Source organism: Geomonas limicola (assembly GCF_014193675.1).
GTDB classification, from domain to species: Bacteria; Desulfobacterota; Desulfuromonadia; order Geobacterales; family Geobacteraceae; genus Geomonas; species Geomonas limicola.
The window spans coordinates 287831-309993 of sequence record NZ_BLXZ01000002.1 but is presented as its reverse complement, the minus strand read 5'-3'; the positions used below and the strand labels follow the sequence as shown (position 1 = coordinate 309993).

23 protein-coding genes are annotated in these 22163 nt (G+C 61.7%); 16 read left to right on the top strand and 7 right to left on the bottom strand.

Annotation, left to right across the window (positions count from 1 at the left end; translation table 11 throughout):
• The first annotated feature begins 112 nt into the window (after positions 1-112).
• Entirely contained in the window at positions 113-1132 is a 1020-nt protein-coding gene (locus H7688_RS22595; RefSeq protein WP_246329717.1) for a TnsD family Tn7-like transposition protein, read from the top strand.
• On the opposite strand, the gene H7688_RS05225 is transcribed toward H7688_RS22595, so the two are convergent.
• Positions 1129-1485: a relaxase domain-containing protein gene (locus tag H7688_RS05225; protein WP_281379400.1), complete on the bottom strand. Its 357-nt coding sequence runs from the start codon at positions 1483-1485 to the stop codon at positions 1129-1131. The two genes, H7688_RS22595 and H7688_RS05225, sit on opposite strands and share 4 nt — an antisense overlap.
• 415 nt (positions 1486-1900) lie before the next feature.
• Between H7688_RS05225 and H7688_RS05220 the strand changes: the two genes are divergently transcribed.
• The 10 genes from H7688_RS05220 to H7688_RS05175 all read left to right on the top strand — a co-directional run bounded on the left by H7688_RS05220 (position 1901) and on the right by H7688_RS05175 (position 10782).
• Positions 1901-2596 (top strand): lysophospholipid acyltransferase family protein, encoded by a 696-nt coding sequence (locus H7688_RS05220; protein WP_183360002.1) that lies wholly within the window; start codon positions 1901-1903, stop codon positions 2594-2596.
• Positions 2597-2779: a hypothetical protein gene (locus tag H7688_RS05215; protein WP_183360000.1), complete on the top strand. Its 183-nt coding sequence runs from the start codon at positions 2597-2599 to the stop codon at positions 2777-2779.
• Between the two features lie 33 nt (positions 2780-2812).
• Positions 2813-3220 carry a tetratricopeptide repeat protein gene (locus H7688_RS05210; protein WP_183359998.1) on the top strand — a complete coding sequence of 136 codons (408 nt, stop codon included), beginning with the start codon at positions 2813-2815 and terminating at the stop codon, positions 3218-3220.
• Positions 3221-3352: 132 nt separating this feature from the next.
• Positions 3353-5029: a ribonuclease J gene (locus tag H7688_RS05205; protein ID WP_183359996.1), complete on the top strand. Its 1677-nt coding sequence runs from the start codon at positions 3353-3355 to the stop codon at positions 5027-5029.
• A gap of 52 nt (positions 5030-5081) precedes the next feature.
• Complete coding sequence (locus tag H7688_RS05200; RefSeq protein ID WP_183359994.1) at positions 5082-7415, top strand: DNA translocase FtsK; 2334 nt, start codon at positions 5082-5084, stop codon at positions 7413-7415.
• 154 nt (positions 7416-7569) lie between these two features.
• Positions 7570-8136, top strand: a complete 567-nt coding sequence (locus H7688_RS05195; protein ID WP_183359993.1) for a glycine cleavage system transcriptional repressor — start codon at positions 7570-7572, stop codon at positions 8134-8136.
• 3 nt (positions 8137-8139) lie between these two features.
• Positions 8140-8646: a peptide deformylase gene (gene def, locus H7688_RS05190; protein ID WP_183359992.1), complete on the top strand. Its 507-nt coding sequence runs from the start codon at positions 8140-8142 to the stop codon at positions 8644-8646.
• Between the two features lie 149 nt (positions 8647-8795).
• Complete coding sequence (locus tag H7688_RS05185) at positions 8796-9515, top strand: cytochrome c biogenesis protein (RefSeq protein WP_183359991.1); 720 nt, start codon at positions 8796-8798, stop codon at positions 9513-9515.
• A 122-nt stretch (positions 9516-9637) separates the two neighbouring features.
• Complete coding sequence (locus tag H7688_RS05180; protein ID WP_183359990.1) at positions 9638-10030, top strand: GxxExxY protein; 393 nt, start codon at positions 9638-9640, stop codon at positions 10028-10030.
• A gap of 68 nt (positions 10031-10098) precedes the next feature.
• The gene (locus H7688_RS05175; protein WP_183359989.1) at positions 10099-10782 is read left to right on the top strand and encodes a cytochrome C biogenesis protein ResB; all 684 of its coding nucleotides are present in this window, start codon (positions 10099-10101) and stop codon (positions 10780-10782) included.
• A 60-nt stretch (positions 10783-10842) separates the two neighbouring features.
• Here the strand turns inward: H7688_RS05175 and H7688_RS05170 are convergent, their stop codons facing one another.
• Positions 10843-11412, bottom strand: coding sequence for a peptidylprolyl isomerase (locus H7688_RS05170; protein ID WP_183359988.1), 570 nt, complete (start codon positions 11410-11412; stop codon positions 10843-10845).
• Between the two features lie 163 nt (positions 11413-11575).
• On the opposite strand from H7688_RS05170, the gene H7688_RS05165 reads away from it, so the two are divergent.
• The 3 genes from H7688_RS05165 (at position 11576) to H7688_RS05155 (ending at position 14300) form a co-directional block, all read left to right on the top strand.
• On the top strand, positions 11576-12985 hold the full coding sequence (locus H7688_RS05165) for a phosphoglucomutase/phosphomannomutase family protein (protein WP_183359987.1): 1410 nt from the start codon (positions 11576-11578) through the stop codon (positions 12983-12985).
• Between the two features lie 215 nt (positions 12986-13200).
• Positions 13201-13692, top strand: a complete 492-nt coding sequence (locus H7688_RS05160) for a roadblock/LC7 domain-containing protein (RefSeq protein ID WP_183359986.1) — start codon at positions 13201-13203, stop codon at positions 13690-13692.
• A 20-nt stretch (positions 13693-13712) separates the two neighbouring features.
• On the top strand, positions 13713-14300 hold the full coding sequence (locus H7688_RS05155; RefSeq protein WP_183359985.1) for a GTP-binding protein: 588 nt from the start codon (positions 13713-13715) through the stop codon (positions 14298-14300).
• A gap of 169 nt (positions 14301-14469) precedes the next feature.
• Here the strand turns inward: H7688_RS05155 and uvrC are convergent, their stop codons facing one another.
• The 5 genes from uvrC to H7688_RS05130 form a co-directional block, all read right to left on the bottom strand.
• The gene (uvrC, locus tag H7688_RS05150; protein ID WP_183359984.1) at positions 14470-16296 is read right to left on the bottom strand and encodes an excinuclease ABC subunit UvrC; all 1827 of its coding nucleotides are present in this window, start codon (positions 16294-16296) and stop codon (positions 14470-14472) included.
• A 320-nt stretch (positions 16297-16616) separates the two neighbouring features.
• Positions 16617-17135: an RNA recognition motif domain-containing protein gene (locus H7688_RS22780; RefSeq protein ID WP_183359983.1), complete on the bottom strand. Its 519-nt coding sequence runs from the start codon at positions 17133-17135 to the stop codon at positions 16617-16619.
• A 73-nt stretch (positions 17136-17208) separates the two neighbouring features.
• Complete coding sequence (locus H7688_RS05140; protein ID WP_183359982.1) at positions 17209-18168, bottom strand: hypothetical protein; 960 nt, start codon at positions 18166-18168, stop codon at positions 17209-17211.
• Between the two features lie 31 nt (positions 18169-18199).
• Positions 18200-19405 (bottom strand): c-type heme family protein, encoded by a 1206-nt coding sequence (locus H7688_RS05135; protein WP_183359981.1) that lies wholly within the window; start codon positions 19403-19405, stop codon positions 18200-18202.
• Positions 19406-19768: 363 nt separating this feature from the next.
• Positions 19769-20017, bottom strand: coding sequence for a cytochrome c3 family protein (locus H7688_RS05130; RefSeq protein ID WP_183359980.1), 249 nt, complete (start codon positions 20015-20017; stop codon positions 19769-19771).
• 246 nt (positions 20018-20263) lie between these two features.
• On the opposite strand from H7688_RS05130, the gene H7688_RS05125 reads away from it, so the two are divergent.
• Positions 20264-21037 (top strand): ParA family protein, encoded by a 774-nt coding sequence (locus H7688_RS05125; protein WP_183359979.1) that lies wholly within the window; start codon positions 20264-20266, stop codon positions 21035-21037.
• A complete protein-coding gene (locus tag H7688_RS05120; protein WP_183353569.1) occupies positions 21030-21881 on the top strand; it encodes a ParB/RepB/Spo0J family partition protein in 852 nt (283 codons plus the stop codon). The genes H7688_RS05125 and H7688_RS05120 overlap by 8 nt, the downstream gene beginning before the upstream one ends.
• Positions 21882-22163: the final 282 nt, after the last annotated feature.

Here is a 22163-nt window from a genome sequence, read left to right as displayed (position 1 = left end):
ACGTGAGGTGCTTGAGTGGCTGGGAGCACCGGTTTGGACAGAGGGGCGACCGGCGGCGTGGGTCCGCCGACTCTTACGGAAAGGATCTGAAGCCCACCGACGCAGTTCGCCGGTGCTGTTCCTGTTGGTGTTGGGAGCACTCTACGACTCGCTGGAGGAATTTGAAGAGGCCACGGAAAACTCAGCTAATATTCCTGTCGGGCTACGGCTACCCTCGACTTCAGAGGAGTTGCCACGACCACCGTGGAGTGAAGAGCTTTTCCGGTTATTGGAAGCAGGAACCTGCGGTCTACCTGGAATAGCAAAACGCATCGGCGTTCCCGTATACAAGGTAATTGACGAAGTCCGACGCCATCACTGGCGCGTTTTGCTTTCCCCACAGACGAGGAAGAAGATTGGGGATGAAAAAATTGCCGCTATCAAGGAGGACTTGCGGAGCGGGGTTAAAAAGACTGCCATCATGCAGAGATACTGCTGTAGTGAATGGGCGCTGACTCTGATCGAACTAGATGAGCCGGGGCTTAACGCCTGCTATCGAAAGGCCGGTAAGCAGAGCACGCAACAGGGAAACCGTACTCGGCTGGAGCAGTATCTCGCTATTCGCCCAACTGCGACACGGTCCGACGTTATGAAAGCCCTTCCCGGTGTATATGATGCCTTAATCACCAAAGACAAGGAATGGTTTTACAGGCAAATTCCCGATAAGAGGGTGGCTGCTATTAAGACCCGCAAAGAGAGAGTCGACTGGGCGGGGACTGACCGACAAAAAGCAGCAGAGGTTTCAAGTATCTTTGATCGCATGTTGGCTCCGGGGGTGAAACCAGTCCAGGCGACGGAAACCGCAGTTCTTAAGAAGGCGGGTTTGTGGACAAGGTACAGGAATAATCCGAAAAAGTTCCCGCTAGTGAATAAGGTCTTGAAGAAGCGTTCTGAATTGTACGAGCAATTTCTACAGCGACAGGTCGCCTGGGCGGTAAAGCAGATGGCCTCTGCAGGCGAGCCCATTTCCATCAACAAGCTTCGTCGGGTTGCGGGAGTACCTGCACAGCTCTTAAGAGATCGCAAGGATATGGTGATTAAAGTCTCTCGTGAAATGAACGCCGCCATCAACGGGAGATCCTTTTTTGCCTAAACAACCGGACGCGCAGCCATGAGAGAGCGCCAAATAGAGGCCGCAAAGCAGGATATAGCCGGGCGTGGGGCACCGAGGACAAACTTCCCCTCCTCCTTCCAGATTGCCACCTGTGCCTCGATAGCCGCCCGGCGGGGGCTGAAGTACTCGAGGAGCTCCGCCGACACCCCCTTTAACTCGATAAACATCAGGGACCGGTCAAGTATTTTCACCTCGAAGCTGCGCCGGCCGAGCTCGTACGCCAGCTCCTGACGGTACAGAAGCCCCAGCGACTTCTGGTATTGATATATGGTCAGGGGGTCGTTCGCCTTCCAGTCGCCGTCCTCCGTCCTTACCACGTTCAGCACGAACACATGCGAATGAAATCACAGCCACTTCACTGGGTTTCGAATTAGTGGGCCGCCTGATCACGTGGTAGTGAAAAATAATAAAAAGCCCCTCTGAGATACCGAGACCTCAGAGGGGCTTTCTTCTGCCATCATTGTTAGGTTTTGCCAAATAAGTCTGTCACCGCACGTCGTTGCCAAATAAGTTTGTCACTCTCCTGCTGGGTAGCGCAGAGTGACAAACTTATTTGGCAAACGGGGGCTCAGTAAATGCCTGAAATTGCGTAGCAGGCAGTGACAAACTTAATTGGCATTTCACATTTTTTGCTCGTTGAGGTTGTCGAAGTGTATAGAATTCGCGGGAACCTGGCAAGCGATAATTGGTTTGACTCCATCGGTAAAAAAAAGTAACGTACCGGGGATTATCTGCAAGGAGTGCCTGATGTTGCGTGCACGGATCTACCTCCTTTTCTGGATTCCCCTCACGCTCTCCTGCTCTCTGGCTGCCGTGATCGGAGGACTCTTCGACGCCACCGGCAAGGCGGGCCACGCCTGCGCCAAATTCTGGTCGGTCTGGAGCCTCAAGGTCGCCGGGATCAAGGTGGCGGTCTCGGGACAGGAACTGGTGCCGACCGACGGACCGGTGATCTACATGGGGAATCACCAGGGGAATTTCGATATCAACTCGCTCACCGTGGCGATCCCGCGCATGTTCTCCTGGATCGCCAAGGAAGAGCTCTTCAGGGTGCCGCTCTTCGGAGCCGCCATGCGTCGGGCCGGTTACATAGCGCTGGACAGAAGCGACGGCAGGAAGGCACTGAAGAGCATGGCGCAGGCCGCCCAGCGCATCGCCTCGGGTACCAGCGTGGTGATCTTCCCGGAAGGGACCCGCACCATGGACGGCTCGCTGCTGCCGTTCAAGCGCGGCGCCTTCCTCCTGGCCGCCAAGGCCGGGGTTCCCATCGTCCCCTTTACCATTAACGGCAGCAGGGAGCGCAACCCCCGTAACCGCCTGGAGCTCTACCCGGGTACCATCAGCGTGAGCTTCTCGGCGCCGCTCGAGAGCAAGGGGGTTCCCGAGAGCGAGCTGATGGAGCGGGTGCGCGAGGCGATTGCGGCCAAGCTGGAGGTTCACTAGATGGTTGTGGCGTATGGAGCTATGGTGCTGGCGGGACTTGTCCTGGTCGTCTGGGGACTGCCGGCGGCACATCGGCTGAAGAGCCCCTGGGACAGCGTGGCGTCGCTCGCGGTCCTGGCAGGCGTTATTTCGGCCCTGGTGGGTGCGCTCCTCATCTGCGTCCCGAACTTTTTCAAAGGCTAGAGGGCTTTCCCGCACGCCGAGGCAAACGGATACATGGAAAAGATCAAGAGTATAGCGGTCAATGCCGCGTTCATCGCGCTGGTCTCGATCGTCCTCATCTGGGGGAACACGCTCTACCGGCAGCATGTCCAGTTCTCCAAGGGAGAACGGGCGATGGCCGCCGGCGATTTCGTGGGCGCCCTGGCAGGCTGGGAGTCGGCGATCCACATGTACACCCCGTTCAGCCCGACGGTGGACCAGTCGGCGCAGCGGCTTTGGGATCTTGGCGAGTCCTGCGTGCGGCGCGGGGACACCACCCGGGCACTGCTCGCCTACCGCTCGCTGCGGAGCTCCTTTTATGCGCTCTCCGGGTTCTACCAGCCGGGCGAGGAGTGGATCAAGAAGTGCGACGCCCGGATCGCCCAGCTCGTCAAGCAGGGGCAGCCGACGGGCGCCCGCTAGCGGCCGGCCCCGGCAAGAACCACCGCAGCACCGCACTCGCCTCGTTTTCGCGCCCGCAGCAGCTCGGTGGCCGGATCGGCGCAGGTTTCCCCTCCCTTTGAGGGAATGTTATGACAGCGACAAGGATACCCTGTGGAACCAGTCAGTAGCGAGAGCACCGGCCTTAAGTTCATAGCGCTGGGGGGCTTGGGCGAGATCGGGCTCAACATGGCGGTCTTCGAGTACGGCGAGGATATCGTCATCGTCGACTGCGGCCTGATGTTCCCCGAGCCGTACATGCTCGGCATCGACGTGGTGATCCCGGACATAAGCTACCTCACCGAGCGCGCCGACAAGGTGCGCGCCATCCTCTTGACCCACGGCCACGAGGACCACATCGGAGCGCTTCCCTACGTGCTCCGCGAGCTCTCCCCCCCCATCTACGGTACCGCGCTCACCCTCGGTTTCCTGAAGGAAAAGCTCAAGGAGTACGAACTGGACCAGAAGGTCGAGCTGCGCGTGGTGAAGCCGCGCCAGAAGGTCGAGATCGGCGCCTTCGAGGTCGAGTTCATCCGGGTTTCGCACTCCATCGTGGACGGCTGCGCGCTGGCGCTTACCACCCCCGAGGGGGTGGTGATCCACACCGGCGACTTCAAGCTGGACCAGACCCCGGTCGACGGCGAACTCACCGACCTGGCCACCTTCTCGCGCTACGGCGAACAGGGGGTCCTGGCGCTCATGGCCGACTCCACCAACGTGGAGCGCGAGGGGTACACCCTCTCCGAGCGCCTCGTGGGGGACGCCTTCGACGAGATCTTCCCGCGCTGCGCGGGGCGCATCATCGTGGCGGCCTTCTCCAGCAACATCCAAAGGGTGCAGCAGGTGGTCGAGGCGGCCAAGAAGAGCGGCCGCAAGGTGCTTTTAAACGGTCGCTCCATGATCGGCAACGTGCAGATCGCCCGGGAGCTCGGCTACCTGACCATCCCCGAGGATCTGCTGATCGATCTTAAGGAGCTCCCCCGGCTTCCCAAGGAAGAGGTCTGCATGATCACCACCGGGAGCCAGGGGGAGCCGATGAGCTCGCTGACCCGGATCGCGATGGACGACCACAAGCAGATCAAGCTCGAGGAGGGGGACACCGTGATCCTCTCCTCGCGCTTCATTCCGGGGAACGAGAAGACCATCTCGGACCTGATGAACCACCTGTACCGGCGTGGCGCCGAGGTGATCCACGAGAAGGTCTCCGAGGTGCACGTCTCCGGGCACGCAAGCCAGGAAGAGCTGAAGCTTTTGCACAACCTGGTCAGGCCCAGGTACTTCGTGCCGGTGCACGGCGAGTACCGCCACCTGGTGAAGCACAGCCAGCTGGCCCAGAAGGTGGGGCTTCCCAAGGAGCGCTGTCTTTTGGCGGTAAACGGCGACGTGGTGCTCTTTTCGGACGGCGAGGCGGCCATCGTGGACCAGGTCGAGACCGGCCGGGTCTTCGTGGACGGCAAGGGTGTGGGTGACGTCGGCAACGTGGTGTTGAAGGACAGAAAGCACCTCTCCGAAGACGGCATGGTGGTGGTCATCATCGGCATCAACCAGGTGACCGGGGCCATCATCTACGGCCCGGACATCGTCTCGCGCGGCTTCGTCTTCGAAGACGAGAGCCAGCAGTACCTGGAAGAGGCGAAAAAGGTGGTGCTGGACACCCTGGCGCTGGTGAACACCGAGGTGCTCGCCGACTGGAACGAGGTGAAGCTCGAGGTACGCCGGGTGCTCAGGCGCTTTTTCAACAAGACCATAGAACGGCGGCCGGTGATACTGCCGCTTATTTTGGAGATGTGATCGGACCGATCAGTCCGATCCGACAGACCGGTCGGATCAACAGCGTGAACCCATGACAGACGAGAAACTAGAAAAAAAAGAGAAGGTAACCAAGGAGATGAAGGGGATGGCGCTGGCTGCTGCCGGCATCTTCCTCGCGGTCGCCCTCATCTCGTACAACGGCGAGGACCTCTCCTTCAACAGCTTCTCGACTGCCGCGGCTACCCACAACCTGGGGGGGCGCTTCGGGGCGCAGCTGGCCGACTTCTTCCTGCAGCTCTTCGGCCTCGCCTCGTACCTGGTGCCGTCTACCCTGATCTACCTCGCCTACCGGGCCATCAGCCAGGACGCGGTACGCTGGCGCCCCTACAAGCTGGTAGGTTTCGGACTCCTGCTCCTGTCCCTCGCCGGCCTTTTCGCCTTCAACATCGAGTTCACCGAGTTGGCGAGCCAGAAGGTGCCGACTGGCGGCTTTGTGGGCCGCCAGAGCGCCGAGTTGCTCCAGCGGGCCTTCGGCAAGGTGGGCGCGCTGCTCATCCTGCTCCCCATGCTGGCGGCAAGCGCCATGCTGCTCTCCCGGTTCTCCTTCATCCTGTTCGCCAACTGGTGGATCACCACGGTGAAGGAGCGGGTGAGCCTCTACCTGCAGCGTCGTGAATTGAACCGCGAGCTTTTGGAGAAGAAGGACCCCACGGTCGAGAAACCGAAGCCGGCTTCGGCCCCCCCGATCATCCGCCCGGCCGCGGTGCCGCCGCCGGTGGCCGCACCGGTCGCCAAGAAAGAGAAGAAGAAGGACGAGAAGAAGGCGGCTCCGGTACAGGAGGCCTTCGAGTTCCTGAAGGCCGACGGCAACTACCGCACTCCTCCCTTGTCACTCCTGGACCCGGTTCCCGAGCAGGCCAAGAAGCAGGACCGCGAGGTCCTGACCATGAACGCGCGGCTCATGGAGAAGAAGCTCAAGGACTTCGGGGTCGAGGGTGAGGTGGTGGAGATCTGCCCCGGGCCGGTCATCACCATGTACGAGTTCTCGCCGGGCCCCGGCATCAAGGTAAGCCGCATCGCGAACCTCTCCGACGACCTCTCCATGGCGCTGCAGGCCCACTCGATCCGCATCGTGGCGCCGATCCCCGGCAAGGGGGTGGTGGGTATCGAGCTTCCCAACCGCGAGCGCGAGATGGTCTCCCTGAAGGAGATCTTCAACTCCGAGGAGTTCCACAAGGGGAAGATGAAGCTCCCCATGGCGCTTGGCAAGGACATCGCCGGGAACCCGCTGGTCACCGACCTGGCGCGCATGCCGCACCTCCTGGTCGCCGGCGCCACCGGTTCGGGCAAGTCGGTCGCCATCAACACCATGATCCTGTCGCTCTTGTACACCTCGACCCCCACCGACGTGCGCATCATCATGGTGGACCCGAAGATGCTGGAGCTTTCGGTGTACGAGGGGATCCCGCACCTCCTGCTCCCCGTGGTGACCGATCCCAAGAAGGCGTCGCTTGCGCTTAAGTGGGCCGTCGAGGAGATGGGGCGCCGCTACCGGATGATGAGCGACCTGGGGGTCAGGAACATCGACTCCTACAACCGTGAGCTGGAGCGCCGCGAGAAGGAAGCTGCCGAGAACAAGGCGCGCGGCGTCGCGGTGGTCGAGGAGATCGTCGAGCTCGAGGATGTGGAGGAGGCCGGCGAGGCCGAGGACGATATGGAGGCACGCGAGGCGGCCATCCAGGCCTACCTCGCCAAGGAAGAAGAACTGGAGCACGGCCATCTCCCCTACATCGTGGTCATCGTGGACGAGCTGGCCGACCTCATGATGGTAGCCGGTCGCGAGATCGAGGAATCGATCGCCCGTCTGGCCCAGATGGCGCGTGCCGCGGGGATCCACCTGATCCTGGCCACCCAGCGCCCCTCGGTCGACGTCATCACCGGTCTCATCAAGGCGAACTTCCCGGCCAGGATCTCCTTCCAGGTCTCCTCGAAGATCGACTCCCGTACCATTTTGGACGGCAACGGCGCCGAGTCGCTGTTGGGTGCCGGCGACATGCTCTTCCTGCCGCCGGGGACCTCGAAGATGCTGCGCTCCCACGGCGCCTTCGTCTCGGATACCGAGGTGGGGCGCGTGGTCGAATTCCTGAAGAAGCAGGGGAAACCGGTCTACGAGAAGTCGATCCTGGAGATGAAGGCGAACGACGAGAAGGGGGGCGAGGTCGACGAAGAGGTCGACGAGCGCTACGACGACGCGCTGGCCCTGGTGGCCGAGACCAAGCAGGCCTCGATTTCCATGATCCAGCGCCGGCTGAGAATCGGCTACAACCGCGCCGCCCGCATCATCGAGAAGATGGAGCAGGAAGGGGTGGTGGGTCCCTCGGATGGCACCAGCAAGCCGCGGGAAGTCTTTATCAACAAGATCTAGATCAAAACCGGGCACGCGGAAAAAGCCGGAAACCCAGGCAAAACGACCGGAATCAGGCTGGGGGTAACCCCTACAAGCTTTTGCCGTATCCGGTCTTTTTGCCCTGGTTCCCGCGTCATCCGCGTCCACACGTTTTTCTTTTTTAGGGGGTAACATGAACGCTTGTCGCAAAGCCGGTCTTGCGCATTTCGCGGTGACCATCATTGGCAAGGACCGCCCGGGTATCGTGGCCGACACCGCCGAGGTGCTCTTCAAACTCGGCTGCAACGTGGAGGATTCCAGCTGCACCATGCTGGGGGGCGAGTTCGCCATGATCCTCATCATCTCGCACGAGAAGCCGTTCTCCAAGAAGCAGCTGGAGGCGGAGTTCGCGGCCAAGACCGCCGGCGGGGGACTCTCCGCCTTCGTCCGCTCTCTGAAGGACGACGAGGTCTGCTACCAGGAACCGACCGGCGAGCTCTGCCTGGTCTCGGTGTACGGCAGCGACAAGCCGGGCATCGTCTACCGCATCACCCGCGAGCTTGCCGATCGCGGCGTCAACATCACCGACCTGAACACCAAGCTGATCGGCAGCCCCGCCGAGCCGGTCTACGTGCTGATGCTGGAAGCGGCGCTGCCGCAGGACCTGAGCGTCGAGCAGGCCTCGCAGCTGCTGGAAAATCTGAAGAAGGAGCTGAGCGTAGAGATCTCGGTGCGCCTCATCACACCGGTCTCGCTTTAAGTTATGGCCGTACAACGCATACTTCTCTATCCCAATCCCATCCTGAAACGGATGAGCCGTACCGTGGAGCGGATCGACGCCGAGATCCTGCAACTGGTGGAAGACCTGGTGGACACCATGGAGGCGGGGCCCGGCTCGGTCGGCGTTGCCGCGCCGCAGGTCGGCGTCTGCCTTCGGGTCTGCGTGGTGGATGTCTCCAACAACCGCCACGGCAAGGACAACAACCACGGCCGCCTGTTGATGATCAACCCGGAGATCGTGGAGCGTAGCGGGCTCGCGGTGATGCGCGAGGGGTGCATGAGCGTCCCGGACTACACCGGCGACGTGGAACGCGCCACCGAGATCACCGTGCGCTTCAGCGAGCCCGACGGGACGCAGCGCGAGTTCTTGGCCAGCGGCTTCGAGGCGGTTGCCATCCAGCACGAGATGGATCATCTGGACGGCCTGCTCTTCCTGGACCGGATCAGCTCGCTGAAAACCGGCCTGTTCCGGCGCAAGAGCTACAAGTAGTGCGACATCAACAGCGGCACACGGAATAGGGCGGAAACACGGGCAGAACGGCAGGTAGGGCGTAAAGAAAAAGCAGTTTGTTATCCTGGTACGTTGCCCTGGTTTCCGTTATATCCGTGTGCCCGCCTTTTCGTTTTTGAGGGCAGTTCATGAAGTGGCTCCTGATCGCCTCCATCCCGGTCTACCTGTTCGGTTCCTTCAAACGACCGATCTTCGCCCTTGCCGTGCTGGTTGAACTGGTCTACCTGGCCAGCCGCGGCATCGGCCTGGGACGCCTGCCTCTCATCGGGCCGCAGGACACCCTCGCCTTCTTTTCCTGCTCGATCGGGCTCATGGCTCTCCCCTTCCTCTTCACCAGGGAACTTGCCGAAGAGGAAGGCCTGCGCTGGAGCTGCGGCGCATTGGCCGCGTTCTTCGCCGGATTGGCGCTCCCCTTTCCCACCCTCAACATGCCTTTGCCGCCGGTGCTCGACACCTACTGGTTCGAGCTGCACGTGGCGCTCGCCTTTTTCGCCTACGCACTCTTCGGCGTCGGTGCGCTTTTGGGGGGAGCCTTCCTCCTGAAGGGGCGCCGCAGCCTGCTCGACCTCCAGTACCGCGCCGCACTCACCGGGTACAGTTTCTTCTCGCTCTCCATGGTCTCCGGCGGCATCTGGGGCTACTACGCCTGGGGCACCTACTGGCTTTGGACCCCCAAGGAACTCTGGACCTCGATCCTCTGGCTCTTCTACTCGCTCTTTCTGCACCTGCGGGCCAAGGGGAGCAGCTGGGACAAGGGCTTCGCCTGGCTGGGGATCGTCGGGTTTGTGGTGACGCTGTTCACCTATTTGGGGGTAAGCATCTTCATGCGGAGTTCGCATAGTTTCTAGCTAGAACCTGGGCACGCGGATCACACGGAAACCCAAGCAAAAAAGCCAGATCGGGCCAAGACTAAATCTTCGGGTAAAGTCGGGGTAGAATCGTTGCAACGTTCCTGTCGGGGGAGGTTGCCATGCTACACGAAAAAGTCACCGAGCAAATCCTCAAGTGCTTCTACCGTGTGTACAACAACCTGGGATTCGGTTTTCTGGAGAAAGTCTACGAGAATGCCCTCTGTCATGAACTGGCTAAGCAAGGGCTCCGAGTGAACCAGCAGACCGGCATTCCTGTGTACTACGAGGGCATTATCGTAGGCGACTACGTAGCAGACATACTGGTAGAAAATTCGATAATACTGGAGCTCAAGGCAGCTGAGGGTATTCGCAACGAGCATCTTGCCCAGCTGACCAACTATCTGAAGGCGACAGAAAAAGAGCTTGGTTTCGTCTTGAACTTTGGCAAGAAACCAGAATTCAAGAGGATGATTTTTACCAACGAAGTCAAATCGTCCCTATCCAGGGTTTAATGTCGTATCCTGATTTTTTGCCGTGGTTTCCGCGTCATCCGCGTGCCCGCTTTTGACTTGAGGTGTATGTGCTAAAGACACTGTATCTCCGGCTGATTTCCCTTAACCTGGGACTCTGGCTCATTACCGGAGTGATGCTTGCGCTTGCGGCGGGCTCTTTCTCGCAGGGGGCGGCCGAGGGGGGCGGGCTCAACGAGATGCCGCTCTTCGCCTGGCTCCTGGGCGCCCCGGTCGGCTTCTCCTGGTGGCTCTGGATCGCCCTTGCGCTCCTGGCGCCCTTGACCCTGAACGCCATCCTCTGCAGCATCGAGGCCTTGCGCAAGGGGCGCAGCCTCGCCCCGCAGCTCATGCACCTGGGCTTTCTGTTCATCGTCCTGGCGCACCTCCTCTCGGCCTACGGTGGATTCAAGCAACAGTTCCAGCTCCCGGAAGGGGGCTCCCTCGGCTTTCCGGACGGCGAGCGGCTCCTGGTTGAGAACATCTCCGGAGTTGCCGGTCCCATGGGGATGCTGAGCTCCTACCAGGCCCGGATGCGCATCGGCAACGGCGCCGCCAGTGGCGTGGAACCGAACCATCCCCTGTTCCACAAGGGGTACGGCATCTACTTAAAGCAGGTGGAACTGGTTCCGGTGCCGGTGGCGCTCATCGAGGTGCACCGTGAACCGGGCGCCTGGGCCGCACTCGCGGGGGCGCTCTTCTTCACCCTGGGGAACCTGATGCTGCTGATGCAGCGTCGCGGCAAGCCCCAGTAATAAAAAAGGCGCCCCGTGCGGAGCGCCCCCTGTTTTCCTGCCGTACCGGCCTGACAGCGGCTACTTCAGCAGCTTGACCGACTTGATAACTACCGGGGTGAGCGGCGCGTTCGGGAAGCCGTTCTTCACGCCGGACGGGGTGTTGACGATCTTGTCCGCCACGTCCATCCCCTCGAGCACCTTGCCAAAGACCGCGTAGCCGAAGCCGTCCGGGCTGGGGCGGTTCAAGCCGTTGTTGTTCACCACGTTGATGAAGAACTGCGAGGTGGCGGAATCCGGAGCGCCGGTGCGTGCCATGGCAAGGGTACCCCGGTCGTTTTTCAGCCCGTTACCGGCCTCGTTCTTGATCGGCGGCTTGTTGGCGCCCTTGGGCATCATGTTGGCCGTCAGGCCGCCACCCTGGATCATGAAGCCGGGGATGACACGGTGGAAGACCGTGCCGTTGTAGAAACCGCTCGTTGCATAGTCCAGGAAGTTCTGCGTCGAGATCGGGGCCTCCTTCTGGAACAGTTCGATCTTCATGTTGCCCAGGCTGGTCTCTATTACCAGTACGGGATTCTTCTCACCGGCAAAGGCAGTTCCCGCCAGGCAGAGCCCCAGAACCAGCAGGCAGACAACTCGTTTCAGCATGTTAAAATCCTCCTGTCTAAGTGGTTTTGCACACTCTCATTGTATATGCCAAGTAAGATTCCCGGTCAACCCTCGGGACAGTGAGAGACCAACAAAAGATTTGACAGAACAAGCGACGCCATGGAAAATGGCGCACCATTAACGAACTCACAGGAGGCTTGCGTTGCAGATCCAATTCGGTACCGATGGCTGGCGCGGCGTGATCGCCGATGCCTTTACCTTTGAAAACCTCTCGTTGGTGGCACAGGCCACCATGGACTATATGCACCAGGAAGAGTTGGCCGATCTGGGGCTGGTGATCGGCTACGACCGTCGCTTCCTCTCCCGCGAGTTTGCCGAGCAGGTCGCCGGCATCGCCGCCGGCAACGGCATCCGGGTCTGGCTTTCCGATGGGTACGCACCTACCCCGGCCGTTTCCTGGGCGGTGTTCGAGCGTGGCGCGGGCCTGGGTGTCATGATCACCGCAAGCCACAATCCTCCGCGCTACAACGGCTTCAAGGTGAAGGAGTCCTTCGGCGGCTCGGCGCGCCCGGTGACCACCAAGACTCTGGAGGCGCTGGTTGCCAAGAACCAGGGCGCCGGGCGCCCGGTGCAGGCGGTCAGCCTCGCCGAAGGGGTGCAGTCCGGGATGGTGCAGTACCTCGACATGGCCAGGCCCTACCTGGACCAGTTGGGCCGCTACGTCGACCTGGAACTGATCCGTAACGCGGGGATCAAGGCGGTGGTGGATCCCATGTACGGCGCGGGATGCGGGTTTCTTCCCCTGCTGATTCCGGGTATTGCCGAGATTCACGGGCACGAGAATCCTTCGTTCGGCGGCCACCCGCCCGAGCCGATCGCCGAGCACCTGGGAGAGCTGTGCGACCTGCTGGCCGGCGGAAAGTTCCAGGTGGGGCTCGCGCTGGACGGGGACGCCGACCGCATCGGCGCTGTCGACGAGACCGGCGAGTTCTTCTCCTCGCACCGGATCTTCACCGTCCTCTTGAGGCACCTCTATGAGCGCAAGGGGGTGCGCGGCGGCGTGGTGAAGACCGTCTCCACCACCCGGATGATCGACCTTCTGGCGACCAAGTTCGACCTGCCGATCTTCGAGACACCGATCGGCTTCAAGCACATCTGCGAGCTCATGCTCGAGCACGACATCCTGATGGGGGGCGAGGAGTCCGGCGGCCTGGGGGTGAAGGGGCACATCCCGGAGCGCGACGGTATCCTCATGGGGCTTTTGCTCCTCGAGGCGATGGCGATGAGCGGCAAGGGGCTGCGGGCGCTGTTGGAGGAGACCATGGACGAGATCGGCCACTTCCACTATTCGCGCATCGACCTCCCTATCGAGAACCAGGCCAAGCAGCAGCTGGTGCAATCGCTGGCGGCCGGCGGCATCGAGAGCATCGCCGGCCACCAGGTCACCAGTACCAACTTCAGCGACGGTTTCAAGTTCATCTTCGGTGACGGTTCCTGGCTGCTAATCCGCCCCTCCGGCACCGAACCGGTATTGAGGCTCTACTCCGAGGCCAACGACCCGGCCAAGGTGACTGCGCTCCTCGAGGCGGCGCGGGGGATTGCGGGGGTCTAGAAAACCAGGTTGAGGTCCCGGTTGAGGTTAGGAAGCAGCTTCCTAACCTCAATCTTGTTTTCAGGGGCAGGCGCCCTTGGGGCAGGGTTCGGGATTCCTCAACCTCAGCCGGAACCTTAACCAGCCCCTTTAAACCTGTTGTTGAAAAGCCGTAGTGGTTCTGTTATAGAATAGGGCTCGCGTCAAATTTCAGCATCGCTCTTAAGGAGTTATCCATGTCGAATCCTCAGTTGATTATGTATGACGAGGAATTCAAGCAGATAAATGCGGTAATCGAGAAGCTCCTTAGGGAAGCAAACGCGAAGGTTATCTTCCTGGTGGACAAGAACGGTCAGTTGATCACCGGTTGCGGTGAAACCGAGCGCTTCGACACCACCTCGCTCGCCTCGCTCACCGCTGGCAACATCGCGGCGACCGGCGGCCTGGCAAAGTTGATCGGGGAGAAGGAGTTCTCGATCCTGTTCCACGAGGGGGAGAAGGACAATCTGCACATCTCGATCGTCGCCGGAAGGGTGATCCTGGTGGTGCTCTTCGATACCCGTTCCTCGTTGGGCCTGGTGCGCCTGCGGGTCAAGAAGGCCTCCGAGGAGTTGAGCGCCATCTTCGGCAGGCTGCTGCAGAAGAGCGAGGAGAAGGAGAAGAGCGGCGACAGCGAGTTCCCGTTTGCCGAGATCACCGACGACGATATTGATAACCTGTTCAGCTAACTTTTAAGAGGTACTGTCGCATGTCTTTCATCAACTACGCCTCCCGCGAGATCAACTGCAAGATCGTCTACTACGGTCCGGGGCTGTGCGGCAAGACGACCAACCTGCAGTTCGTGTACCAGAAGACTGCCCCCGAGGCGAAGGGGAAGATGATCAGCCTGGCGACCGAAACCGAGCGCACCCTGTTCTTCGACTTCCTGCCGCTGGCCCTGGGCGAGATCCGCGGCTTCAAGACCCGCTTCCATCTCTACACCGTGCCGGGCCAGGTCTTCTACGATGCCTCCCGGAAGCTGATCCTGAAGGGTGTGGACGGCGTGGTGTTCGTGGCCGATTCCCAGGAAGAGCGCATGGACGCCAACATCGAGAGCGTCGAGAACCTGCGCATCAACCTGGCCGAGCAGGGGTACGATCTGGACAAGATCCCCTACGTGGTGCAGTACAACAAGCGCGACCTCCCCAACGTGGTGAGCGTCGAGGAGTTGCGGCGCGAGTTGAACCCCACCAACGTCCCCGACTTCGAGGCCTGCGCCACCACCGGCGAGGGGGTCTTCGAGACCCTGAAGGCGATTGCCAAGCAGATCCTGTTCGACCTGAAGAAGGGGAAGTAGCAAATCGGGACGCGGAAACTGCCGGAAACCCAGGCAAAAAAGCAGATAAGGCGATAAACCAACCCGAATGTCGGGTGAGTTTTATCGCCTTTTCCTTTCCTAGAGCTTTGTGTGCCGTAGTTTATCCGGTTTTTTTGTCTGGTTTCCGGCCTCTTCCGCGTGCCAGGGTTCAGGTCTTTGCTTGATGCAGATGCTCCCAGACTTTCTGTGCTGCCGTCTCGGTCATCCCCTGCACGGCGGCAAGCTGAGCGACCGAAGCTTCCTTCACCTTCTTCAGGCTCCCGAAGTGGCTTAAGAGCGCCTTCTTGCGCTTGGCCCCGATGCCGGGCGCCTGGTCCAGTTCGGAGCTGGTGAACACCTTGCTGCGCACGGTCTTGTGGTAGGTGACCGCGAAACGGTGCGCCTCGTCACGGATGCGCGCCAAGAGCAGAAGCGGCGCGGAGTTCTGCCTCAGGACAATCGGGTTTTTGCGTCCGGGCCTGAACACGCGCTCGTCGCTGCGCCGCAGTTCAGCACTCTCCATGCTCCGCTCCACCCGGCTCTTGGCAAGACCCGCCGCCTCGACCCCCTCGACCCCCAACTCCTCCAGCACCGCGCTCAACACGTTCAACTGGCCGATGCCGCCGTCCACCACGATGAGGTCGGGGCGGTCCTCGGTGCTTTCCGCCTTGAAGCGCCGCGACAGCATCTCGCGCATCATGGCGAAGTCGTCGGACTGCAACACGCCTCGGATCCGGTAGCGTCGGTACAGCGACTTGTCGGCCTTGCCATCCACAAAGACCACCCGGCTCCCCACCGCCATCTCCCCCTGGATGTTGGAGATGTCGTAGCACTCGATGCGCTTGGGCGGGCACCCCAGGTGCAACCTCTCGGCGAGTTCGTCCAGGAGGTCCTCGGCGGACTCCGCCTTCTTGATCCGCTCCTGTGCAGCGGTCAGGGCGTTTTTCTGGGCCAGCATGACGATCTCGAGCTTGGCGCCGCGCTGCGGGGCGGTAATGGCAACCTTCTTGCCCAGTTTCTCGGAGAGCAGTTCTTCGAGGGCCTGCGGCTCGGGGATGGGGAGGGGGAGCAGGATCTGGGGCGGAATCGGATTCTCCTGCCCGTAGTACTCGTTGAGGAAGGAGGCGAGTCCCTCCTCGGTCTCCAGTTCCCACTCGAAGCAGAAGCTGCGGCTGCCGGTGAGCGCGCCGCCGCGGATGTGCAAGAGCACGACCTGCAGTTCGTCCCCGGTCCGGTGGATGCCGAAGACGTCGCTGTCCGCGCCCCGTGCCACCACCTTCTGACGCTCGACCGTCACCTCGATTGCCTTCACGAGGTCGCGGTAGCGCGCCGCATCCTCGTAGCGCATCTCCTCGGAGGCCTGGTTCATGCGCGCCTTGTAGATCCTGGCAACCTCGTTGTTCTTCCCTTCCAGGAAGAGGGCCGCCCCTTCGGCGAGCGCCGCGTAATCCTCGACGCTGATCTTGCCGCAGCACGGCGCGGAGCACTGCTTGATCTGGTAGTAGAGGCAGGGGCGTTTGCGGGCCATGCAGGTCGCCAGCGGGTAGTGCCTAAGCGGGAAGAGCTTGTAGAGCTGCTTCAGGACTTCTCGCGCCGAGGTTGCCGAGGCGTAGGGGCCGAAGTAGCGGGCGCCGTCGGCGGGGACCTTGCGCACGATGGAGAGCTTGGGGAAGGACTCCTTCATGTCCATGCGCAGGGAGAAGTAGGTCTTGTCGTCACGCAGGTTGATGTTGTACTTCGGGCGGTGCTGCTTGATCAGCGTGTTCTCGAGGATCAGCGCCTCTTTCTCGGTGTCGGTGACGATGAACTCGATCGAGACCACCTGCTGCACCATGAAGCGGATGTGGATCCGGGAGTCGTCGGGGCCCACATAGGCGCGCACGCGGCTCCTCAGGTTGCGCGCCTTGCCGACGTAGAGCACGGTCTGGTCCGCGGAGCGCATCAGGTAGACCCCGGGGGTCTTGGGGAAATTGGCAATCATCTCGGGCGTTATCATGAGGGGTAGTATAGCGGCGTTCTTAGAAAGGGGGAAGGGGGAAAGGCAGGAGGGGGTGAGGCAGGAGGGGGTGAGGCAGGGACTGGGGACTGGGGACTGGGGACTGGCGCGGCATTGTGCAGGCAACGCGTGGAGGGGGGCTGCGGCGGAGATGGCGGCCCCCTCACCCCGGCCCTCTCCCGGGGGGCGAGGGAGAGCTGGCATTAGGAGGATAAGAGGGGTACGGGCACAAAAAACCCCTCGCCCTCTGGGAGAGGGGAAGGGGTGTGGGGTCTGCTGGCTGCGACACGGCAAAATGTGCCGGTGTGCAGTTTGACTTCTTAGCGTTTCCCGCTGCGCGGATTGCCGGTGGTGGAGGGAGTCTTGAACCCGCCGGTCTTACTTCCTGCAGGCTTTGCTCCTGCGGGCTTGGCACCTGCCGGTTTGGCACCTGCGGGCTTGCTACCTGCCGGCTTGCTCACTGCGGGTTTGGCACCGGCCGACTTGAAACCGCCGGGCTTCGCTGCACTGCTCTTGGGCGCGCCGCCTCTGCCGCCGGCGGCCTGGGGCGGACGGGGTGATTTCCCTTTGTAGCCACCCGCGTTCACCTGCTTCTGGGGACGAGCCTCGGAAACGGTGATGGTACTATCCAAAAAGCGCGCACCGTCCAACGAGAGGATGGCGTCTTTGGCCTCGGCCTCGGTGGACATCCTCACGTAGCCGCACCCCTTAAACTGGCCGGTGACCGGATCGGTGATCAGGTGAATCGAGGTAACCCGCCCCGACACGGAGAACAGCCTCTCCAGCTCCCATTCTGTCGCGTCATAGGACAGATGTCCCACGTACAGCTCTTTACTCATTACTTCTTCTCCCTTAGATCAATCTCTGGTTTCTCGGGGACCACTCTAGCACACCGGATCTTCCGCAGCAAAGTCATTCTGATCCGCCGGCCGGGGCAGGTGCCTCGGGGGCTGTTCCGGAAAGCAGTCCCGGCGGCAGTTCCAGCGGCAGTTCCAGCCGCTGCCCGGGCTGCAGGCGGTCCAGGTCCTTCCCCTTGTTGAGGCGCCGCAGCGCGGGCAAAACCGCCAGGGCCTCGTGGTAGCCGAGCCCGAAATCCCGCTTGAGAATCCTCAGCACCGTTTCGTGAGGCCTCACGACAATGACCCGGGGAGCAGCACCATCAGGTGCTGAGGAGGCGCGCGGCTCGGTAGTGCTCACCTGCGGGTGGGATGCTGCTGGGCGCGGCGCCCGTGCCGGAGTCGGTGTGCGTCGTGGTGCGGGAGGCGGTGCCGGGGTCGGCGCGGGAGAAGGAGTGGGAGGTGCAGCCGGTTGCGCTACGGGAACGGGACGAGGTGGGACGGCTTCAGGTACCCGCCTCCCCGTGAGCGTCCACGTCAGCAGGGCGACCCCGACGACCCCTCCGATGGCAAGGGCCGCCCAGAGTCGAGGGCGCTCCTCCTTCTGGTCAGAGGTCGTGAACAGGAGCGCCCGCGCCTGGGCCAAGGGGGGAGGTGGTGTGGTCTGCGGTTGCTCGGGGGGCGATCCGGAACAGATGAGCGAGGTGAGGGCGTTGACCAGTTCCGCATCGGAACGTGCGAGGTCGAGCAGCAGCTCTCCGTGGCGGGGGGGGGGCGTCGTGCCGAGTTCCTGGCCTGAAACAAACAGGACAACGGTACTCGCCGGACTGGACAGTGCGGCACTGATCTCGGCAGCACCGTAGCCGGGCAGGTTGGTAACTTCGGCTACAACCCACTCCGGGTGCTGATCCGCCACTACCTCGCGTGCCTCGGCCAAGGTCGCGGCAGTATGGAGCCGCAGTTGGTTGTGCTGCGCCAGGGGGCGAACCAGGCGCAGCAGGCGCTCGCCGCTGGAGAGAACCAGTACGGCCGGCATCACAGCCTCGACGGTGCTAGTGGAGCGGGGATCACGTGGTCTCCTTCTCGCGCAAAATGGCGGTGAACAGGGGCTCCCGGTCGGTGCGCGAGGCGGTCACGGAAACCAGCACCTCGGTGAGCTTACCCTTGCTGCCGCGCACGGTGACCGGCACATCCTCCTCCTTCTCCTTCATCCCGGGCATCAGGAGCCTGCGGAACTGTGCGTCGTCTTCCAGAAAGGCGAACAGGGGCTCACCCAGAAGAGACTGGCGCGAGCGCTCGAAGAGGGCTTCAGCCTTCTGGTTGGCGATGACGATCTTGCCGTCTGGCATGAAGGTGACCACCGCCGAGTTGGAGAGTTCGATGAAGAGCCGGTAGCGCTCGTCCGCCTCGCGGGACTGCAGGGTGCGGCGTGCCAACTCGTCCATCAGGTCATTGTAGGCGCTGAAGGTCTGGCCGATCTCGTCGTTGGCGTGTCGGGGGAGCTTGTGCTGGAAGTCGCCGGTCCTGGTGACCGTGGTGATCTCCTCGGAGAGCTGTTTGACCGGGTCGACGATCTGGCGGCGCAGCACCATCCCGGTAATCAGGATGATCAGGAAGAAGACCGCCCCGCGAGTGGCCAGGTCGAGCTGGAAATTGACGCCGAGTCCGGCGTAGAGGTCCTGCATGGGGATGGTGACCGAAACGGCGCCGATCAGCTCGCCCACCTTGTAGTTGTAGGAGTAGTGCCCCGGCGGGAAGCGTTGCTGCACGAAACGAGGCGCCGACTCGTAGGTGCCGTGGCACTCCAGGCAGGACTGGGTCGCGATCATCGGCTGCAGGTAGCGGAAGACCTCTTTGCCGCCGGAGTCGAGCACCCCGTACACCTCGCGAGGGCGTGCCTGCCCTGAGAAATTTTTCAGCTGCTCCGCTTCGTAGGCGTCGGGCCTGTTCAGCGGGTTGCGGTAGCGCAGCGACACCTGGCGCAGGTAGTACTTGGTGTTCTGGGTCACCCGCTTGGCGACCTGCGTAGCCACCACCTGCGGCACCAGGTTGTAGTTCTGCTCCGGCTCGCCCCGGACCACCGAGGACATGTAATCGCGGGTTTCGATGAGCTGGCGGGCGAAATTGCGGGCGTTGTCGACGGCAAAACGGAGCACGAAGCTCTTTTGGCGCTGGTAGGTGAAGAGGGCGGAGGCGAGAAAGAGGACCAGCAGCAACAGGGAGAGCAGGATGTTGAATTTCCGACGAATCGGCAGATCGGCAAAGCTGGTCATGCGCCCTCCAACAGCGGTTAATTAGCCAGGGCAAGTATACCGGAGGCGTCGGGATGCGCAAGGAGTACGGGAAGTTAAGGGGATAGGGGGGCGCGGCGGGAGGCGCTTGGTTGGTTGGAAGGGGAGGGTGATGCTCTTAATGGGGGAGGTCGGCGCTCGGCAGTACTGACGGCTTCTCGTTGTGGCAGCCACCCCCACCCCCGTGCCCCCTCCCGCAAGGGGAGGGGGGGCGGGAAGGGCAGCGAACGTGCAGAGATGCGGAACGCCGCGGGCGGCAAAGCGAATCCCCTCTTGCCCCCCTATTCCAAAGGGGGGAGCGTTGAGAGGTCGTGTGCCAGCAAAAGATCGCCTTTCAGCGAAATTCTATTTCTTGTGGCACTCCAGGCAGATGGCTTCGGTCACCCGGCGCTGCATCTGGGCGGCCTTGTCCTTGGGGACGGCTTTCCCCATCAGCTTTTCACCGATGCGATGGCAGGCAAAACAGTCGCGCCCCTGTAGCGCCTGGTGCATATTGACCATTGCGGGGTTCTTGCTGTGGCATTCGTTGCACTGGAAGGCGAAGGCGCTCTGGGCGGCGAGGAGCAAAACGAGGCTGGCTACGACGATTTTCATGCGGACTCCTTGGACTGCGGGTTCTGGTCTGCGGCGCTCTGGTGCTGCATCGGCAGGTGACGAGCGCAGGACAGCTTACACCCTAACGCGGCCGGCGCCGGGAAGCCTTGACCTAAGTCAAGGAGCTTACAGCTCGCGGCGAGAAAAACGCTTTGCATAGCGGCGTCGCTGTGGTAATTTTCATGTCTTTTTCAGGAACCTTTTTTATCTGAACCAAGACACCAACCATTTCGGGCGGGAAGAGATATGGCAAAAATCATCTGTGTGGCGAACCAGAAAGGCGGCGTCGGCAAGACCACGACGGCGGTGAACCTCGCCGCTTCGCTGGCGGTCGCGGAACGCCGGGTACTCTTGGTGGACATGGACCCGCAGGGGAACGCGGGGTCCGGCGTCGGCACCGACAAGTCGGCACTAACCGAGAGCATCTACGACGCGCTGATCGAGGACACGGCACCTGACAAGATCGTGTTGCAGACGGAGATCCCGTTCCTGCACCTGTTGCCGGCCACCTCGGACCTGGCGGGCGCCGAGCTGGAACTGGCCGACGTGCAGGGGCGCGAGCAACGGCTCAAGCAGATCCTGGGCAAGTTGAACGGCTCCTACGATTACATCTTCATCGACTGTCCGCCCTCTCTGAGCCTTTTGACCATCAACGCCATGACTGCGGCCAACTCGGTCCTCATCCCGATGCAGTGCGAGTTCTACGCCATGGAAGGGCTCTCCCAGATCCTCAAGACCATCGGCCTCATCCAGCAGGGGCTCAACAGCGCGCTGAAGATCGAGGGGATCCTGCTCACCATGTTCGACGCCCGCAATAACCTCTCGCACCAGGTGAGCGAGGAGATCCGCACCCACTTCCCGAAAGAGACCTTCGAGACGGTGATCCCGAGGAACGTCCGGCTCTCCGAGGCGCCTTCGCACGGCAAGCCGATCATCCTCTACGACATCACCTCGAAGGGGGCCACGAGCTACCTGGACCTGGCCAAGGAACTGATTACGCGGGAGGCGGCACATGGTTAAGAAGATGGGACTGGGCAAGGGGATCGGTGCACTGATCCCGCCACCGCTTCCGGTGGTGGAGGACAAGGCTGGCAAGAAGTTTTTCTCCTGCCCGATCGAGGAGATCAAGCCCAACAAGGAGCAGCCGCGCAAGACCTTCGTGAACGAGAAGCTGGAGGAACTCGCCGCCTCGATCCGCGAGAAGGGGATCATCCAGCCGATCGTCGTGTTAAGGCGCGAGGACCACTACGAGATCATCGCCGGCGAGCGCCGCTGGCGTGCAGCGCAAAAGGCGGGGCTGAGAGAGGTCCCGGTGGTGATCCAGGACGTCTCCGAGGACACCGCGCTCGAGATGGCGCTCATCGAGAACATCCAGCGCGAGGACCTGAACGCGGTCGAGGAGGCCGAGGCCTACCACGCGCTTCTGGAGCGCTTCGACCTCTCCCAGGAGGAGCTCGCCAAGAGGGTTGGCAAGGAACGCTCCACCATCGCCAACGCCTTGAGGCTTTTGAAGCTCCCCCCCGAGATAAAGCGGGACATCGCCGAGGACCGGCTCTCCATGGGACATGCCCGGGCGCTCTTGACCCTCGAGGACCACGAGGAGCAGAAGGCGGCCCGCGACGAGATCGTCTCGAAACACCTCTCGGTGCGCGAGGCGGAGGCGCTGGTCAAGAAGAAGAAGGCGAAGATCGTCCCCAAGGCGCGCAAGGCCGAGGACGCCGACCACCGCGACCTTCTGGACCGCATCCAGCGCCACTTCGCCGCCAAGGTCGCCCTGCGCCGCTCCGGACGCGGCGGCAAGCTGGAGATCAGCTTCTCGGACCAGAAGGACCTGGCCCGCATCATCGAAATCCTCGACCTCTAAACGGTTTGCCACACCCAAGGCCGGAGCCTGCAGCGACGGGCTCCGGCGCCCCTTTTTCCTTCCCCTTCCTCCCCTCTTTCCGGCAAGGAAATCAGCTGATCTGCTTTCCGCTAATCAGTGCCCGCTAACCACGTGAAAGGTATACGTGTATACAATTTTACTTTCAAAAGGGATAAATCGCTTGACAGTTGAGGGATTTATGTGGTAGTTACCACCTGTTTTGCGCACCGCAGATTTGGTGCGGGTAAGCAAGCGCTTTAAAAATGTTCAACAAGAGGTGGA